This is a genomic window from Microcoleus sp. PH2017_35_SFW_U_B, assembly GCF_020737865.1.
Taxonomy (GTDB): Bacteria; Cyanobacteriota; Cyanobacteriia; order Cyanobacteriales; family Microcoleaceae; genus Microcoleus.
The window spans coordinates 1-16123 of the sequence record NZ_JAEQDE010000030.1 but is presented as its reverse complement, the minus strand read 5'-3'; the positions used below and the strand labels follow the sequence as shown (position 1 = coordinate 16123).

The following is a 16123-nucleotide window of genomic DNA, read 5'->3' as shown; positions in this document are numbered from 1 at the left end:
TAAAATCCGGTGTCGCCCCACAACCGCCAGTTGTTTTAGAACAGCTCGAAGTTGTTCGAGGTAATAGTCAGGCCAGGCTGCAACTGAGCAACCTGTAACACTCCGTTGCCACCGTTGAAGAACAACGCACCGTTTGTCGGGTCGTAGATCAACTTGTTACTGGTGGATCCTGGGCTGCTGGCGCTGAAACCAGAAACGACGACAAACTCGCTCGCCTCGAAGCTGCTGCCCAAACCAGCGAACACACCGCCCTGCTTCAAGCGAATCTTATCTTCACCCGGTGTAAAGTCAGTGATCGTGTCTATGCCGTCTAATGTGCCGGTAGCGGCGGAGGTGGCGAAGTAGAACGTGTCGCTGCCAGCACCGCCAGTCAGGACATCGCTGCCTCTGTCGCCAGAGATAAAGTCATTGCCAGCGCCACCATCGACAGTATCGCTGCCTTTACCGCCCCAGAGGGTATCGTTGCCATCGCCACCGCTGACAGTATCGCTGCCTTCGCCGCCGAACAGGGTATCGTTACCAGTTCCGCCGAGTACGAGATCGTTGCCTTTGTCTCCAGAAACCAAGTCATTGCCAGCACCGCCGTCGAGCTGGTCATTCCCTTTGCCGCCAAAGATTCTATCATCGCCGTCACCACCAGAGACAGCATCGTTGCCACTGCCTGAAACGAGGGCATCGTTACCGCTGCCGCCGCCGAGACTGTCATTGCCGCCACCGGAAAAAATGATGTCGTCCCCACCGTTACCGGCGATGACATCATCGCCCCCAAAGGTCAGGATGATATCGTTGAGATTGCCTGCACTTAATCTGTTTGCGCCTGTGGTGCCGACAACACTGGAGCCGCCAGCTCCTGGCAAAGAAACTGCTGGTTGTGTTGGATTAGTTACCTGTGTCATTTACACTCCTCCTAAAAGATGAATCACTTTTCTACAATACACTTTTCCCTCCAAAGGGATTCAATAAATCGAACCGGACATCGGTTGAGACCCTAATTGACCCGGCTGCTATAAGCTGTCATGTAATTTAATTTTTGACATACTCACCGCCCTAAAAGTGCGGTGATTCTTGACGCTTCATCGACTGATGCTGGTCGTAGTCTTACTCTGTCTCTGCGTCCGTTTAGAGTCTCCCAATGCCCTATGGCGACTTTTTACTCTGCTATCCTACGGTTGGAGCTAACCATTGCCCTTATAGCCGTCTCTAAGTTTGCCCGCATCGTAGCTGTTTCAACGCGTCTTGGGCCTAGAAATCTTTTGAGTGTTGTTATATTACAGGCTTTGCCAATAAAATTAGGAACAATTAAAACCGTCCTAAAAGGACGGGGCTTGTATCCCAAATTTTTGGTCAGCAGGGAGCCGGGAACCGCGAGTTGAATCTTGTATTCGTTGAGCAGCAAGTATCAGTTGTTTTCTGCCTTGGACTCTCGGCTCCATCACTCCCTCCTCTAGCACGAAAATATTCCACTTAAACGTTTGTGAGTCTACCATACGTACCTTGGGTGCGGCTACTTATTTTTTAAACTGTAGCCAGAAATACACATAGACCATTTGTTAACAAGTCTAGACATTTGCTTCTTACTTCATCGGGAGCATGGGAGCGGTTATCCCTCGGTAAGCTTTCACGATGAAAGCCAAGCGCGATAAATTAATTGCTCTCAAGATTGAGAAATTGCACCGCAGTCCTTGGCAACTGTCGATCGCCCGAAAGTTCGATCGCCCGCAATCGAGCTTAAACTGAGTTGCGATTTTTCAGTAGACTCTGAATCACGAGACTTTTAAGTTCCGCCCAGAGTTCCCGAAAAATAAAATTTGTTGAGCAGCACATTATTCCCTGGAAATTCAGCCCATCGGCGTGAACCCCCAGAGTTATGATTTGAGATTTTTATACTCTAAGATTATTTATATTTTGGCGATCGATTTGGCGATCGATTACTTAAGCACATAGCATCACTTTCTTAAGATTGAAGCCTTCAAAATTGTCAGACTGCCGCGTGAGAACAGCCCCGGAATCTGTCCGGTGCTGTTCTGGCAAGAGCTAGTTTTTCTAGAACAGCTCGAAGTTGTTCTTGCTGACAGCAGTGGAGCTAAGATTGAGCCCCGGTTGCAGTTGAGCCACAGTCTTCACTCCGCCGTTACCTGGATTGTAGTACAACAAACCGTTTTGCGGGTCGTAGACGATCTTGTTCAAAGTATTTGCTGGTGCGCTTCCGGGAGCAAAACCAGCAACCACGATAAAGTCGGTAGCATCGAAAGAGCCACCCAAACCAGAGAAAGCATTGCGATCGAAACTGAGTTTATCTTCACCGGGGTTAAAGTCGGTAATTGTGTCAATTCCATAATCGCCACCAACACCAGCAAAGTAGAACGTATCGCTACCGGCGCCGCCAGTCAGAAGGTCAGATCCTCTGTCGCCAGAGATAAAGTCATCCCCTCTCCCACCATCGACAGTATCGTTCCCTCGACCGCCGAACAAGCTGTCGTTGCCGTCACCGCCCAAGACGATATCATTGCCGTCACCGCCCAAAGCAGTATCGTTACCCGATCCGCCAAGTACCGTGTCATTGCCCCGATCTCCGGAGACGAAATCAGCACCATCACCGCCGTTGACGAGATCGAAACCTTTACCGCCGAAGAGTGTGTCGTTGCCGTTACCACCATCGACTACATCGTTGCCTGTACCAGCGTAGATAGTATCATTGTCGCTGCCACCACCCACACTATCATTGCCACCTCCTGAAAAAATCAGGTCATTCTCACTGCCACCAGCAATGATATCGTTGCCCCCAAAAGTTAGGATGATATCCTCTTCGATCGTTCCACGTATCCTGTTATCGCCTTGGGTGCCGATAATATCAAGTCCACCCCCACGATTTTCAACTGCCGATTGTGGCTGAGTTGGATTAGTTACCTGTGTCATTTACATTCCCCCCCTAAATTATTTTTTCTACTTGTTCCCTTCAACGGGATTTCATCAATTAAACGGGACATCGGTTGAGACCCAGATTGACCCGGCTGCTATAGGCTTTCATGTACCATTTTTAATGGGACTATGCTCTTTGATAGAACTTGCACGCCAGATGGCAAATAATGATCGATCGCACAAATTGCGATCGTCAGGATTGCGTAATAATTAACAGAGTGCCATTTCTTAGTACGCTTCAATCAACCTGACTGTTCAGTTAAAATATTAGTTCCCCAAAAAAACAAAAACACTAGATTTATCTCCAAAGCATTAAGCAGCAAGGTTTTAGAGGCCGAAATGAGTTATCCCCACAAGTTATCTGTGGGAATGGCCCGTGCATAAGATATTTTCTGTCATGGGAAGCACGTCAACGCAGCCTTCCACAACAAATCAATAGCAGCCCTTTGTAAAAGTGTCAGTGCTGCCTAAGTCTTAGGTAAGTTGGAATACAGCTATATTTAAAAAATTAATTTTATAAATTATAGTTTTCAGCAATTATTTATTGCTAATTGCTAATTCCGACGCGCTCGAACACAATAAATTAACAATTAGCAATTTCCCGAAAAAATCGTTGGCATTCATAGACAAGCTGTACTATTTACCCGCTCAGTGTGATTCTAAGTCTGCTGGTGACCCGTTGACATAGCTCTGGCTGTCGTAGCTGTAGATGTGAGCGTCAGTTTGGAAAAGATAATTGATTGAACTAGCTGCATAGTAGGTCAGCACTAGCAGCGACACTGCGTTAAGAATTCCATAAATTCGCTTCTCAGACATTTCGTTCATTTTCACTCCTAGGGTTTGTGCAAATAGTGAATTTTGATACTGTGACGGCACTTTTTTGGGGAAGTTCCCAAAAATGCAGCACCAGATCAAAATTCCATCGCTCGCCTTATAAACTCACTCGTTATTCCTCCCATAAAACAAGTCCTGCTTGAGACAAGCAAGAGTTTTGTTGGCTATTTCATATTGAAGTCTCTGCCTTTAATTGTGTATCTAACTGTGGTAAGAGTTTCGGACTTGTGGCGATCTCGAACTCTACAATTTTCTGTTGGAAAGCTGCTACAATCTGTCAATATCTAACATCAAAAGCTTACAGGGTAAAAAGTATAGCTTTTTATCAAAAACCAGCAATGATTTTCGCCAATTCGATTAATGGTACGCAGAAGCCGGAAATAATAAAAATCATTAAGTTGTCAGCCGAACGCTAAAATATGTCTGAAGTTATACTCTTGCCAGCAAGAGAACGTGTTAAATTTCCTGTTAAGTTTGAGCTTGGTGGAGGTGGCAAGATAATTTATGACTGAAAAAATTTTGCGGTCGCTGTCCAAAATCATCAATCCCAAATCGAAAATCGAAAATCCTCTCTTCCCCCGAATTTATCCGTGGGGTCGCCTCTAAAATCTAAAATCTAAAATCTAAAATCGATTGACTGAGTGGCAGCCTTAAATCACAATCTCACCAAATAACAGCAGGCATCAAAAGACAGAAGGCAGAATTTGATAGGGGTAAAAACATACTGTTTTAGGATTCAGTATTTTTATTATCTGATTCCACCTTCTAGATGCCACGTTTTGTAATAAAACAAGATGATTTACTCGATGGGAGGAGCGAGGAATGATGATTCAGGCAAGATGACTAACTATGTTTGAGTCAGTTACTTCCACAATTTACTATAATTTTTGCTCTGCTTTAGCTTCTTGTTCAACCGACTTTCTGCTACTAATTTGAAACAGGGATAAGGGTAGAACAATAGGCCAAACCAGGGGGCCGAGTAGTAAGGCCACCCAAGAGAGCAAGTCTTTTTTGGATGTTGAAGTATCGTTCCAAAAAACAATGAACCAAACCACAAAAACGATTAAGGAAACCGAAAAGTAGCCAATAATGAGCATTCTTTTACCTGCCTGCCTATAGATGGGGTCGAAGTATTGATAATTTATTGTATCTCAGGCTGCGGCTCGCCGATCGCAACTGGAGGCCTTGGTGAGGAGTGTTGAAAACGAACAGTTTTACCAGTCTGGGAGTCCACAGCCTAGGATGTCGGAGGCACACCGACGAAACCACCAACAATCGCGCTCAAAGTCTTGCCATCAGGAGTTTTTGAGGTTTCGTCTAACCTGGAGGCTACCGCCACAATCACAGCCAATGCGATCGAGGTCTCTCCTTTTAAGTGATTTGACTCACGTACACTTAGAGATTTAGATCACAAGCAGATCTCAGAAAGATCACAGAGCTTACCCGACGGCCATCACCCTACTCTGTTCTCAAATGCTGGATATTAGAATAGCCGAGTTCAACGAGATTTCATGCAAACTCTGACTTTAAAATCCGATCGCACGATCGCTGAACTATTTTATCAAGTCACGCATTCGGGCAATCTGAGTCGTACCGAAAGTCACGGACTGCGTACACTTTGTGAAAGCGCTCTGTGCGAAGACGATCGAGATGCAGTCAACCGCCTACTTCACGCTATCCGCCGCGGATGGGTCAGAATTTCCGATTAGTACCCTCAGACAGTAAGTTTAGATTGGTAGTTCTACTCTGTCTGGTGTAAAGCTTTGCCCGCAAGTAAGATTTCCGTGAGTAGGTCTCTCCATTAACCCTCTCAAAAATATTTTTTGTTGCGATCGTGGCGATCGCACCCGGTTTCTTGAAGATGCCGGGATTTTTGATGCAAAACCGTTAACAGTCCTTAGTGCTGTCCCCGCACGCGGACAGTAGTCAGTAGTCAGCAGCGGGCACTCATTAAGTATATCTACGGAAAAAAAAACTACACAAAGATACCCAGTAAATGCAAGCAAAGTGGGTTTCCCAACACCGTAAAAGTTTTACGTTTAATATCGGTTGATTTAGTTAGGAGTAATTACTTAGTAGTCATCGCAAAAAAAAGGCAGTACATTGTAGGTGTTTTTCAGCGTCAAGATCGCTCATATACAAAAGAGTAAATGAGTGTTCTCACCCCTCAACGCATCTATGTTTATTGGTAAGGACATACTTAGTGATTTGTTAAATTAATATTAATTTGTTTGTCAGCAGCTTTTAACAAAAAACACAGATTTTGGAGTTACTAAAAAGGAGGAATCGGGACGGGGTTTGTGTTTCGAGATGCTCTCTCGATCGAGGAAACATCCGCTCCCCAAGTCCGATTGACACAAATCACCAATCAAGACAGAATCGATCACATTTACTGGCGTATTTGAATCACATAAATATTTGGAAAATCAGTCAATAATGTCAAAAGTGATTTCAAAAAAAACCAATGATGACCCAAACGTTTTTACCTCAATTTACGATTGCAGAGCTAGTGTTTCAGGTATATCACTCCGGTCTGCTGACTCCCACTCACCGACAACAGCTCAAGAGTGCGCTATTAAATGACTGTCTTACCGAAGAAGATCAAACAGCCATCAACCGCTTGCTCCACGCGGTTCGCCGGGGCTGGCTGAAAGTTGTAGATTAAACTGTTACCCAAAATTTTGCCACTTCTCTTTAAATGCACTGTCAATCAATTTGAGATTTGAGATTTGAGATTTGAGATTTGAGATTTGAGATTGTCTCAACAGATAAATCTGGAGATTGAACTTTGATCTAAAATTTTTGACTCTCCACTAGGCGAGTCTCGGAGGCCTGTCTCCGTTTTTGGGCGGGGTAACCTGAAGATCGAATTAAATCCCCTCAATAAAATCTGGAATTAAGCTAAATGTAGGGTGCGCCACCAGCACCCTGCGGTTTTAAATTCTGTGTTGCAAGCTTATTTACTCCGAGATTGTGCCGTCAGGCATCATAGCTTCTCTCAGATTCGCCTCCTTCCAATTTGTCCCGCGCAAAGAAGCTTGATGCAAGTTTGCTCCCCTGAAATTTGCTCCCTTAAGGGAAACTCCGCTCAAATCTGCTAGATGCAGATTTGCACAAATCAGGTTAGCTCCGCTCAAATCTGCTCCCTTCAAATTAGCTTTTTCGAGATTTGCTTCTGTCAAATTAGCCCAACTCAAATTTGCTTGAGTGAGATTAGCATGGCTGAGATCGGCTTGTGTTAAGTTGGCGTCAGTTAAATTTGCTTGAGTCAGGTTGATTCCGCAAAGTTTTACTTCTGTCAAATTGGCACCTTGCAAGTTAGCGTTAACTGCATAAACTTGAATCAAAATTGCCCGTTGAAGGTTGGCATCTCTGATGTCTGCACCCCTCAGACTCGCCCCCGTTAAATCTGCCCCGCTGAGTACGGCACTCCGCAAGATAGCTCCGCTCAAGTTCGCTCCCACTGCATTGCATTCGCCAAAATTAGCCGACTTGACATCCACCCCGGCGTAAACGCACGGGGATTCCTAAGACTCACGACTTAGGTTTCTGCTTCCGTCCACTAGGGGTTTTCGCACCTGCCTTAACAGATTTACTCTGTTCGGGTCTTACAGTCGCTCCACAGACTGACACGGCAAGCCCTGCCGCCAAAATGTTATGAGCTGCATTGATATCTCGGTCATGGTGAGTACCGCACTGAGGGCAATCCCATTCCCGGATATTCAACGGCATCTTTTCAACGATGTGACCGCAATTGCCACATCGTTTAGAACTCGGAAACCAGCGATCGATCTTAATTAAAGTGCGACCGTACCAATCGCACTTGTAGTCAAGTTGTCTGACCAATTCCCCCCAACTTGCATCACTTATAGAAGCAGCAAGTTTCCGATTTTTAACCATATTTTTCACAGCTAAATCTTCTACGGCGATGGTTTGGTTTTCACGCACCAACCGCGTTGTTAACTTGTGAAGATTATCTTTCCTTGCATCAGTGATTTCTTGATGCACTTTCGCTACTTTAAGCCGTGCCTTTTGACGGTTGTTTGACCCTTTTTGCTTGCGACTTAAAGATTTCTGCGCTCTTCTAAGCTTGTGATACTTGGCCTTGAATCCTTTGGGATTGGCAATCTTTTCGCCGTTGCTCAGTGCAAGCAAGCTTGTGATTCCTAAATCGATGCCGACTTGACTGTCTGTTTTAGGTAGTGCTTCAATTTCAACATCTACCAACAGAGAAACTGACCACCTACCTGATGGTGCAAGCTTCACGCTTAAGGTTGATGGTGTTGCACCATCAGGTAGTGTCCGGCTCCAGCGAATCGGTAACGCTTGGGTATTTTTTGCTAGGTAAACTTGTCCATCTCTGAACTTAAATGCTGACGAAAGTAAATTCTGCACTACCACCATTGCGTTTCTTTTTGAAGTTGGGGTATTTCGCCCGCCCGTCAAAAAAGTTAGTATAAGCTGTTTGTAAATGTCTCAAACACTGCTGCAATGGCACACAGCTAACGTCATTGAGGAAATCTAATTCCTCAGTTTTTTTCCAATCTGTCAGCATACTAGAAGTTTCAGCATACGCTACCCGTTTTTGGTCTTTGTACCAAGCTTCAGTCCTCGCTGCCAAAGCGCGGTTGTAGACCAAACGGATACAGCCCAAAGTACGTCGCAACAAACTTTCTTGTTCCGGCGTTGGGTAGAATCGATAGCTGAAGGCTTTTAGTGTCATGCTTACCTTGAGTGCGCTATTTTCACATACTAGCACGTCTTATGTGAAATAATAAGTCTTAACAAAAATTTAAGTAAAGCCGTCCTATAAGGCGATGCACTGAGCGTAGCCGAAGTGACGGGGTTTCTAACCCAATTTTATGATGAACGACCTTTACATTTCTTGGTCTGAGTACCACCGAAAAATTGAGGATTTGGCTGTAAAAATTGATGAATCTCAATGGAAATTCGATCGCATTGTCTGTTTGGCGAGGGGAGGGCTGCGCGTCGGCGATACTCTGTCGCGGATTTTCGACAAACCTCTGGCGATTTTAGCGGCCTCGTCCTATGGTGGGGCGGAGGGAAAAGTCCGGCGGGCGATCGAGTTTGCGCGGGATTTGACAATGGTGGGCGATAATTTGGGCAGCCACATTCTGCTAGTTGACGATTTGGTGGATTCGGGAATTAGTTTAGAGCAAGCTATTGTTTGGCTGAAGAGTCGTTACGGCGAGGATATTCAGGAAATTCGGACTGCTGTGCTTTGGTACAAGGCTTGCTCTGTTGCAGTGCCCGATTATTATGTAGATTATTTGGCTGACAATCCTTGGATTCATCAACCTTTTGAAATGTACGAAAAGATGAGTGCGGCTGATTTGGCGGCGAAAGCGGGGAGTTACTGAAATCCGCCCCTAGGCGTGTTTTGTTTGAAGTTGCTCTTTTACCCAAGCTCGAAATGCTCTGATTGTTGGGCTTCTTCCTTGGGTGTTGCTGCGATCGACATATTGGGGAATTATATCAATAATGGGAAAATATAAGACGGCGGTTGAAACCGCGTCTACAAAAACGAATTCCGCCTCCGCGGAATGAAGAAATAAATGAAGAAAATCGCGTAATTTTCACCATCTTATCTTCAACCCGCGCACCATCCGGGTTTTGTTTGTATAGACGCGGTTTCAACCGCTCCATCTAAGAATCAGCGAACCGAAAGAATACGATCGCCCAATTCCATGCTTTTTGTCAAAACTTCCTGCCGCGCCCACCGATCCGCAGCCAAAATATCATCTAAAGCCGGACTTTCACAGTTATCAGCTTGATGTTTGTCGCACACCTTTTCAATCAACTTCGGAATATCCAAAAATGTAATCTTTTCCTCCAAAAATAGCGCTACGGCCTGTTCGTTTGCCGCATTCAGCACCGCCGGCATCGAACCACCGGCACGTCCCGCCGCATAGGCTAACTGCATACAAGGATACTTTTCGTGATCTGGTTCTCGGAAAGTTAAATCACCGGATTTTACTAAATCTAGCTGCGGCCAATCTGTCTGAATTCTTTCCGGCCAAGACAAAGCGTAAAGTAGGGGCAAACGCATATCCGGCCAGCCCAATTGTGCCAAAACCGATGTATCTTGTAGCTCAATTAACGAGTGAATGATACTCTGGGGATGGATGACAATATCAATGTCATCATAATCCATGCCGAACAGGTAATGAGCCTCAATTACTTCTAATCCTTTATTCATCAAAGTAGCAGAATCAATGGTGATTTTCTGCCCCATCGACCAATTCGGATGTTTCAAGGCATCGGCGACTGTTACTTGTGCTAATTTGTCGATCGGCAAATCTCGAAAAGAACCGCCCGAAGCTGTGAGAATAATTCGGCGCAACCCTCCCGCCGGTATGCCTTGGAGGCATTGAAAAATTGCCGAATGTTCCGAGTCTGCCGGCAATATTTTAACCCCGTATTTTTCGATCAGGGGGTTGACAACGGGGCCGCCGGCGATTAATGTTTCTTTATTGGCTAAGGCGATATCTTTGCCTGCTTTGATAGCGGCAATTGTTGGCAGCAAACCGGCACAGCCAACTATGCCGGTGACGACGGCTTCAGCATCGCCATATTTGGCAACTTCGACAACGCCTGACTCGCCAGCAAGTAAAATAGGTTGAGGGTCGAGATCTGCGATCGCGCTTTGCAATTCCTCTAATTTATCTTCGTCGCAAATCGCGACAATTTCTGGTTTAAACTGGCGAATTTGTTGTGCGAGTAACGTTACATTTCGTCCGGCGGTTAACCCGACAATCCGAAATTGTTCCGGGTATTGAGCTACAATATCCAGAGTCTGAGTGCCGATGGAGCCTGTGGAGCCGAGAAGAGTTATTGCTTTCACAATTTTTTAAGGTTTTGTGGATTATTCTAATATTACGATTACCGGAACTAAAATTAGCGGTTAACTATGCCGCAATACGGTTCAATTAAGACAGATCCCCCCTAACCCCCCTTAAAAAAGGGGAGTAGGGGGTGGGACAAGAATGCTCTCAAAGTCAACCCCTACTCCCCTTCTTAAGGGGGATTTAGGGGGATCTCCGGCGCATAAATAGTTTTAAGTGAACCGTATTGAACTATGGCGTGGTAAGCATATTTGAAGGAATCATATTTTGAGTCGTCAGTTAGTGCCAGATTTCATGGAAAATGGGGAAAATTTTGCTGATGACCATGAGGATATCGGCGTTGGAATCGGGGAAAATATAGAAGAAGGTCGATCGCGCTTACCGTCGAGTTTGGTTTGGGCGATCGCCATTGCTGCTACAATTTTCTTTGCCTGTAGCAGTTTGCGGCACGCTTTATTCCAATCCACAGCCTTCGATTTGGGAATTTTTGACCAAGCAATTTACTTGCTGAGTCAAAACCAAACGCCGTTTTCTTCCTTGATGGGGATTCATATTTTGGGAGATCACGCAGCGGTAATCTATTATCCGCTGGCTTTGTTGTACAAAATTTACCCGGATGTGCATTGGCTGCTGTTGGTACAAGCAGTTGCTTTATCGCTGGGAGCCTGGCCTAGCTGGAGTTTAGCGCGTTTGGCGGGTTTAAATCAAGAAGAGTCTCGTGCGATCGCCCTAATTTATTTGCTCTATCCGGTGGTATTCAACATCAACTTATTTGATTTTCACCCGGAAGTAATCGCTTTACCCGCACTGTTAGCAGCAATTTTAGCAGCGCGCTTAAATAAACTGGTGTGGTTTTGTACCGCAATTCTGCTGGTGTTAAGTTGCAAGGCAGTTTTGTCTATAACCGTTGCTGCTATTGGCTTATGGCTGTTTGTTTGCGATAAAAAGCAACGATTTGGGGCGATCGCACTTTTACTCGGTGTAGCATGGTTTTTGATAGCTTCCCAAAAAATCATCCCCTACTTTAGCGGTAGCGAAGTCGCCGGAGTCGGGCGTTACAGCTATTTAGGCAAATCAGTCCTAGAAATCATCATCAACCTCATATTAAAACCACAGCTAGTATTAGGAAAAATCCTTTCCTTCGACACATTCAAATACTTATTTGTCCTCACCTTACCCGTAATTTGGCTGTTGCTGCCATTCTCCCGCAAAAGCAACCTCAAATATTTAACATCCCTAATTCCAGCCATCCCTACATTAATTATCAATATCCTCTCCGATTTACCATTTCAACGCAGTTTAGCTTATCAATATTCAGTGCCAATTGTCCCATTTTTAATCTTAGCAATTATCGCCAAAGAACAAGCAATAAAAAATACAAACATACTCAATCAACCGTTATCTAGCGCACCAAATACCGCAAAGCTACAATTTAAAAACATCCAAATTCGGCAACTTTGGCTGGGAATGCAATTACCCAAAGCAATGATAATTTGGTCATTAATAATATTCCTATTGCTGGGAGAATCCAAAGACTTTATTCTGTACGCAAATAGACTAGATACCTGGCAAGCCACACGAGAAGCAATCGCCAAAGTTCAACCCCAAAGCAGTATTTTAACAGATAATAGACTTGCTCCTCACTTTGCCCATCGCCCCACAGTCAAATTACTTTCACAAATTTCACCCCAAACAAATTTAGCTGAATTTAAATACATATTATTAAATCTCCGCCATCCCTGGCCAGATACTGAAAAAATTGGTAACACCTTAGCAAATCAACTTAAAAACGATCGCGCTTTTCAATTAACTTATCAAAAAAACGAAGTTCTACTATTTAAACGCATCGCCGATTAAACCAAGAAAATGCTAACCTTACAATCCCCAAAATCCCATCCAGTATTGTTAATGATTGTCGTAACAACGATAATTTTATTTGTAGCCAGCAGCGCCCGCCACGCTTTATTTCATTCCACTGCATACGACTTAGCCATTTTTGACCAAGCAATTTACTTAATCTCCCAAAATCAAACACCATTTTCCTCATTAATGGAAATCAATATTTTAGGAGATCATGCTGCCTTTATCTTCTATCCCCTAGCCTTACTCTACAAAATATATCCCGATGTTCACTGGCTGTTATTCGTGCAAGCTTTTGCCCTAGCCTTAGGTGCTTGGCCTAGTTGGAGTTTAGCACGTCAAGCGGGATTAACTGAACCAAAGGCGATCGCCATTTCAGCCATGTATCTGCTATATCCCGCAGTATTTAACGTCAATCTCTTCGACTTCCACCCCGAAGTCATAGCAATGTCCGCCATTTTAGCAGCAATCCTAGCCGCCAGACTGAATAAAACATTGTGGTTTTGTGCAGCCATCCTCTTAATCTTAAGCTGCAAAGCCGTGCTATCTTTGACAGTCTTGATGATGGGAGTTTGGTTATTCTTCTTTGAGAAAACCCGCAAGTGCGGACTCATTGCTATATTTCTCGGTGCAGCCTGGTTTTTGATAGCTACTCAAGCAATCGTACCATATTTCAATCAAGGCAAACAACACGCAGGTGTCGGGCGATATCAATATTTAGGAAACTCAGTTTTGGAAATTGCGATTAATTTAATCTTGAAACCAAATCTCATTTTAGGCCGTTTGTTTTCGACTGATACTTTCGGATATTTGATTTTGTTGTTTTTCCCTGTAATTTGGTGGCTTTCCCCGCGCCACCTGTCACCATTAATAGGTGCTTTTCCCATGCTAGTGATGAATATTCTTTCGGATATTGACGCCCAGCGAGATTTGATTCACCAGTATTCAGTACCGATATTTCCTTTTGTATTAACCGTGGTAATCTCTACCATAGCAGACAGACAGCAAAGAGGCAATAATTTTTGGAAAAATGCCGGAAATTATCTATGGAATCACCGCAATTTGATGCCGCGAATTTGGAAGCCAGTCTCGAAACGTATTTCGATTAAATCTGTCAAACATATCTGGATGCGCCGCCTGTGGATTCACCGCAGTTGGAGGTGGGGAAAATTGCTATTTGCTAATGTGTCTAAATTGTTAATTTTGTGGTCGTTTTTGAGTTTCTTAATTTTAGCAAAGTATGGATATTTTGGGACAATTTATTTAGAGTCTCTCGATACTTGGCAAGCGACGCGGCAGGCAATTAATAGAGTGCAAACTCAAGGCAATGTCTTAACGGATAATTCCCTAGCAACTCATCTCGCTCATCGTGCAACAATTAAATTGTTGCATCAAGTTGCCAACGGACAAAGTTTGAATGAATTTGAGTATGTGCTATTAAATATGCGCCATCCTTGGCACGATACTGCGGATACTGCTGCGAGTGTCGTGACTCAACTGAAACAATCTCCTGCATTTAAAATTAGCTTTCAGCAAGATGATGTTTTTTTGTTTCAGAAAATCAGCAATTAGTAGACTTATTGCAATTATTCATTGATAAACCAACCGCAGATTTAAGGCAAATGCAACACAGACAGACGCAGATAATTTTAAGATAATTTGGGAATGAATACAATATGAACAATTTTAAGCTAAAATATCATCCAGTAAGTTGGCAAATCGCCCTTTTCGCCCTAATATTTTTTCTATGCAGCAGTGTACGCCACGCCCTGCTTGAATCCAACGCCTTTGAGCTCGGAATTTACGATCAAGTAGCGTATCTCATCAGTCAAGGAGAAACGCCGTTTTCCTCATTTCTGGAAATTCACCACCTGGGAAATCACGCCGCTGGGGTGATGTATCCCGTGGCTTTGCTGTACAAAATATATCCCGATGTTCATTGGCTGTTGTTAGTGCAAGCAGTCGCCCTGACATCGGGGGCTTTGCCAGTTTGGGGTTTGGCCATTCAAGCTGGGTTAAAGAATAGTATAGCTTGGGCGATCGCCTGTATCTACCTTTTCTACCCCTTAGTCTTCAATGTCAACCTCTTCGACTTCCACCCCGAAGTCATTGCTTTACCCGCACTGCTAGCAGCAATCCTCGCCGCGCGACTCAATAAAACTCTGTGGTTTTGTGCTGCCATCGTCTTAGTTTTGAGCTGCAAAGCCGTGTTATCTTTAACTGTAGCTGCGATGGGATTGTGGCTCTTATGTTTTGACAAAAAACGCAATTGCGGGCTGATAGCTCTATTTCTTGGCGTAGGTTGGTTTCTGGTAGTTACTCAGGGAATTATACCATATTTCAATCAGGGAAGAGAACACGCGGGAATCGGGCGATATCAATATTTGGGAAACTCGGTTTTAGAAATAGCTGTTAATTTAATCTTGAAACCAAATCTAATTTTAGGGCGTTTGTTTTCTGCTGACACTTTTGAATATTTAGCCTTATTAATATTACCTGTAATTTGGTGGATTTCGCCACGGCATCTGACACCTTTAATTAGCGCTGTACCAATGTTGGCGATGAATATTCTTTCGGATATCCCCGCTCAACGAGACTTGATTCATCAATATTCTATTCCGATATTGCCGTTTTTGTTGGTTGCGGTAATTTCTAGTTTAGCAGATAGGAATCAGCACCAGGGAAATACAATCTTTGATAAATTGCCAATTCCTAAATATCAATTACCGAGAGTTATTGTAATTTGGTCGTTAATTGGTTTCTTAGCTTTAGCGAAATACGGCTATTTTTGGACTATTTATGTAGATTCCCTCGATACCTTGTCGGCTAGCAGAGAAGCGATCGCCCTTGTCAACACAAAAGGCAGTGTTTTAACCACTTCTCACATGGCTCCGCACTTAACGCACCGCCCTGTAGTACGCTTAACTCAGGCTCAGACGCCTCCTGGAAATCTCGCAGAGTTTGAGTATGTCTTGCTAAATCTGAGGTATCCTGGCTGGATGAGCGATCGAGCTTTTGTGCAAAACCTCATAACTCAACTCGCCAACCATCCCCAATTTACACTCAAATATCAGCGGGATGACATTTATCTATTTGTCCAAAACGCTAATAAATGATTTTATATCATCTCATATCGAGCGACATAATATTTTACCTGGTCAAATTGACGCTTAATAGCTGGTAAAAGTATAGTCATCTATTACATGACATGGGAGGCTTCAATTCCCTCCCCTTTCACTTTTACTTCGAGCGGATTAACCCGCCTCGGCTGAGCTACGCAGCTCTCTATCCCATCGCCAAAGGCATTTGGGATTGCTTTTCTCAAAATATTATAAGATCCATTAACATCAGCATTAATCAATCGACCGTCTGATGTTTTGTACAATCCTCTCTTAATTCGCTTTCCACTAAATTTGGCATCCTGGGCGCCAATATTCCCATAGACAGGAATTGGATCTAAATTTAAAAAATTCGATTTGGAAGTATAGGATTCTTCTTGTTCTATCACTTTTATTCCCATCAATTCAGCTTTGTATTTCAACATTTCAATTAGTCGAGCATGAGGAATGCTGACAAAGTTTTGATTTGTTTTCTTGCCTAAATTGATCTCATTTTTCCATTGTACGTTTTTGCCAATTACTAGC

Annotated in this window: 12 protein-coding genes and 1 pseudogene; 6 read left to right on the top strand and 7 right to left on the bottom strand. The window is 43.9% G+C overall.

The genetic code is table 11. From position 1 onward, the window contains the following. Positions 1-35: 35 nt before the first annotated feature. The 3 genes from JGK36_RS06965 to JGK36_RS06955 form a co-directional block, all read right to left on the bottom strand. Positions 36-896 (bottom strand): calcium-binding protein, encoded by an 861-nt coding sequence (locus JGK36_RS06965; protein ID WP_293175451.1) that lies wholly within the window; start codon positions 894-896, stop codon positions 36-38. A gap of 1147 nt (positions 897-2043) precedes the next feature. After that, positions 2044-2916: a calcium-binding protein gene (locus tag JGK36_RS06960; RefSeq protein ID WP_293175453.1), complete on the bottom strand. Its 873-nt coding sequence runs from the start codon at positions 2914-2916 to the stop codon at positions 2044-2046. Between the two features lie 651 nt (positions 2917-3567). Beyond that, complete coding sequence (locus JGK36_RS06955; protein ID WP_293189505.1) at positions 3568-3744, bottom strand: hypothetical protein; 177 nt, start codon at positions 3742-3744, stop codon at positions 3568-3570. A 1520-nt stretch (positions 3745-5264) separates the two neighbouring features. On the opposite strand from JGK36_RS06955, the gene JGK36_RS06950 reads away from it, so the two are divergent. Together JGK36_RS06950 and JGK36_RS06945 are read left to right on the top strand one after the other, a co-directional pair. Beyond that, complete coding sequence (locus JGK36_RS06950) at positions 5265-5462, top strand: hypothetical protein (RefSeq protein WP_293175455.1); 198 nt, start codon at positions 5265-5267, stop codon at positions 5460-5462. A gap of 755 nt (positions 5463-6217) precedes the next feature. Further along, positions 6218-6418: a hypothetical protein gene (locus tag JGK36_RS06945; protein ID WP_293175457.1), complete on the top strand. Its 201-nt coding sequence runs from the start codon at positions 6218-6220 to the stop codon at positions 6416-6418. A 295-nt stretch (positions 6419-6713) separates the two neighbouring features. On the opposite strand, the gene JGK36_RS06940 is transcribed toward JGK36_RS06945, so the two are convergent. Next, positions 6714-7256, bottom strand: a complete 543-nt coding sequence (locus tag JGK36_RS06940; protein WP_293189507.1) for a pentapeptide repeat-containing protein — start codon at positions 7254-7256, stop codon at positions 6714-6716. A 31-nt stretch (positions 7257-7287) separates the two neighbouring features. Continuing rightward, positions 7288-8476: pseudogene (locus JGK36_RS06935) on the bottom strand (RNA-guided endonuclease InsQ/TnpB family protein). Positions 8477-8618: 142 nt separating this feature from the next. Here JGK36_RS06935 and JGK36_RS06930 point away from each other — a divergent pair. Next, on the top strand, positions 8619-9134 hold the full coding sequence (locus JGK36_RS06930; protein ID WP_293196629.1) for a phosphoribosyltransferase: 516 nt from the start codon (positions 8619-8621) through the stop codon (positions 9132-9134). 293 nt (positions 9135-9427) lie between these two features. Here the strand turns inward: JGK36_RS06930 and dxr are convergent, their stop codons facing one another. Continuing rightward, entirely contained in the window at positions 9428-10618 is a 1191-nt protein-coding gene (gene dxr, locus JGK36_RS06925) for a 1-deoxy-D-xylulose-5-phosphate reductoisomerase (RefSeq protein ID WP_293175463.1), read from the bottom strand. A gap of 295 nt (positions 10619-10913) precedes the next feature. Between dxr and JGK36_RS06920 the strand changes: the two genes are divergently transcribed. The 3 genes from JGK36_RS06920 (at position 10914) to JGK36_RS06910 (ending at position 15595) form a co-directional block, all read left to right on the top strand. Beyond that, positions 10914-12476: a DUF2079 domain-containing protein gene (locus JGK36_RS06920; protein WP_293196628.1), complete on the top strand. Its 1563-nt coding sequence runs from the start codon at positions 10914-10916 to the stop codon at positions 12474-12476. Between the two features lie 51 nt (positions 12477-12527). After that, positions 12528-14051, top strand: coding sequence for a DUF2079 domain-containing protein (locus JGK36_RS06915; RefSeq protein ID WP_293189513.1), 1524 nt, complete (start codon positions 12528-12530; stop codon positions 14049-14051). 104 nt (positions 14052-14155) lie between these two features. After that, the gene (locus JGK36_RS06910; RefSeq protein ID WP_293196572.1) at positions 14156-15595 is read left to right on the top strand and encodes a DUF2079 domain-containing protein; all 1440 of its coding nucleotides are present in this window, start codon (positions 14156-14158) and stop codon (positions 15593-15595) included. An 83-nt stretch (positions 15596-15678) separates the two neighbouring features. Here JGK36_RS06910 and JGK36_RS06905 read toward each other — a convergent pair. Then, positions 15679-16123, bottom strand: a 445-nt coding sequence (locus JGK36_RS06905) for an IS200/IS605 family accessory protein TnpB-related protein (RefSeq protein ID WP_293196570.1), incomplete at its 5' end; no start/stop codon positions are given.

Coding starts and splice junctions, on each gene's coding strand:
- JGK36_RS06965 (WP_293175451.1), bottom strand. CDS start 896: ATGACACAGGTAACTAATCCAACACAACCAGCAGTTTCTTTGCCAGGA.
- JGK36_RS06960 (WP_293175453.1), bottom strand. CDS start 2,916: ATGACACAGGTAACTAATCCAACTCAGCCACAATCGGCAGTTGAAAAT.
- JGK36_RS06955 (WP_293189505.1), bottom strand. CDS start 3,744: ATGAACGAAATGTCTGAGAAGCGAATTTATGGAATTCTTAACGCAGTG.
- JGK36_RS06950 (WP_293175455.1), top strand. CDS start 5,265: ATGCAAACTCTGACTTTAAAATCCGATCGCACGATCGCTGAACTATTT.
- JGK36_RS06945 (WP_293175457.1), top strand. CDS start 6,218: ATGATGACCCAAACGTTTTTACCTCAATTTACGATTGCAGAGCTAGTG.
- JGK36_RS06930 (WP_293196629.1), top strand. CDS start 8,619: ATGAACGACCTTTACATTTCTTGGTCTGAGTACCACCGAAAAATTGAG.
- JGK36_RS06920 (WP_293196628.1), top strand. CDS start 10,914: ATGGAAAATGGGGAAAATTTTGCTGATGACCATGAGGATATCGGCGTT.
- JGK36_RS06915 (WP_293189513.1), top strand. CDS start 12,528: ATGATTGTCGTAACAACGATAATTTTATTTGTAGCCAGCAGCGCCCGC.
- JGK36_RS06910 (WP_293196572.1), top strand. CDS start 14,156: ATGAACAATTTTAAGCTAAAATATCATCCAGTAAGTTGGCAAATCGCC.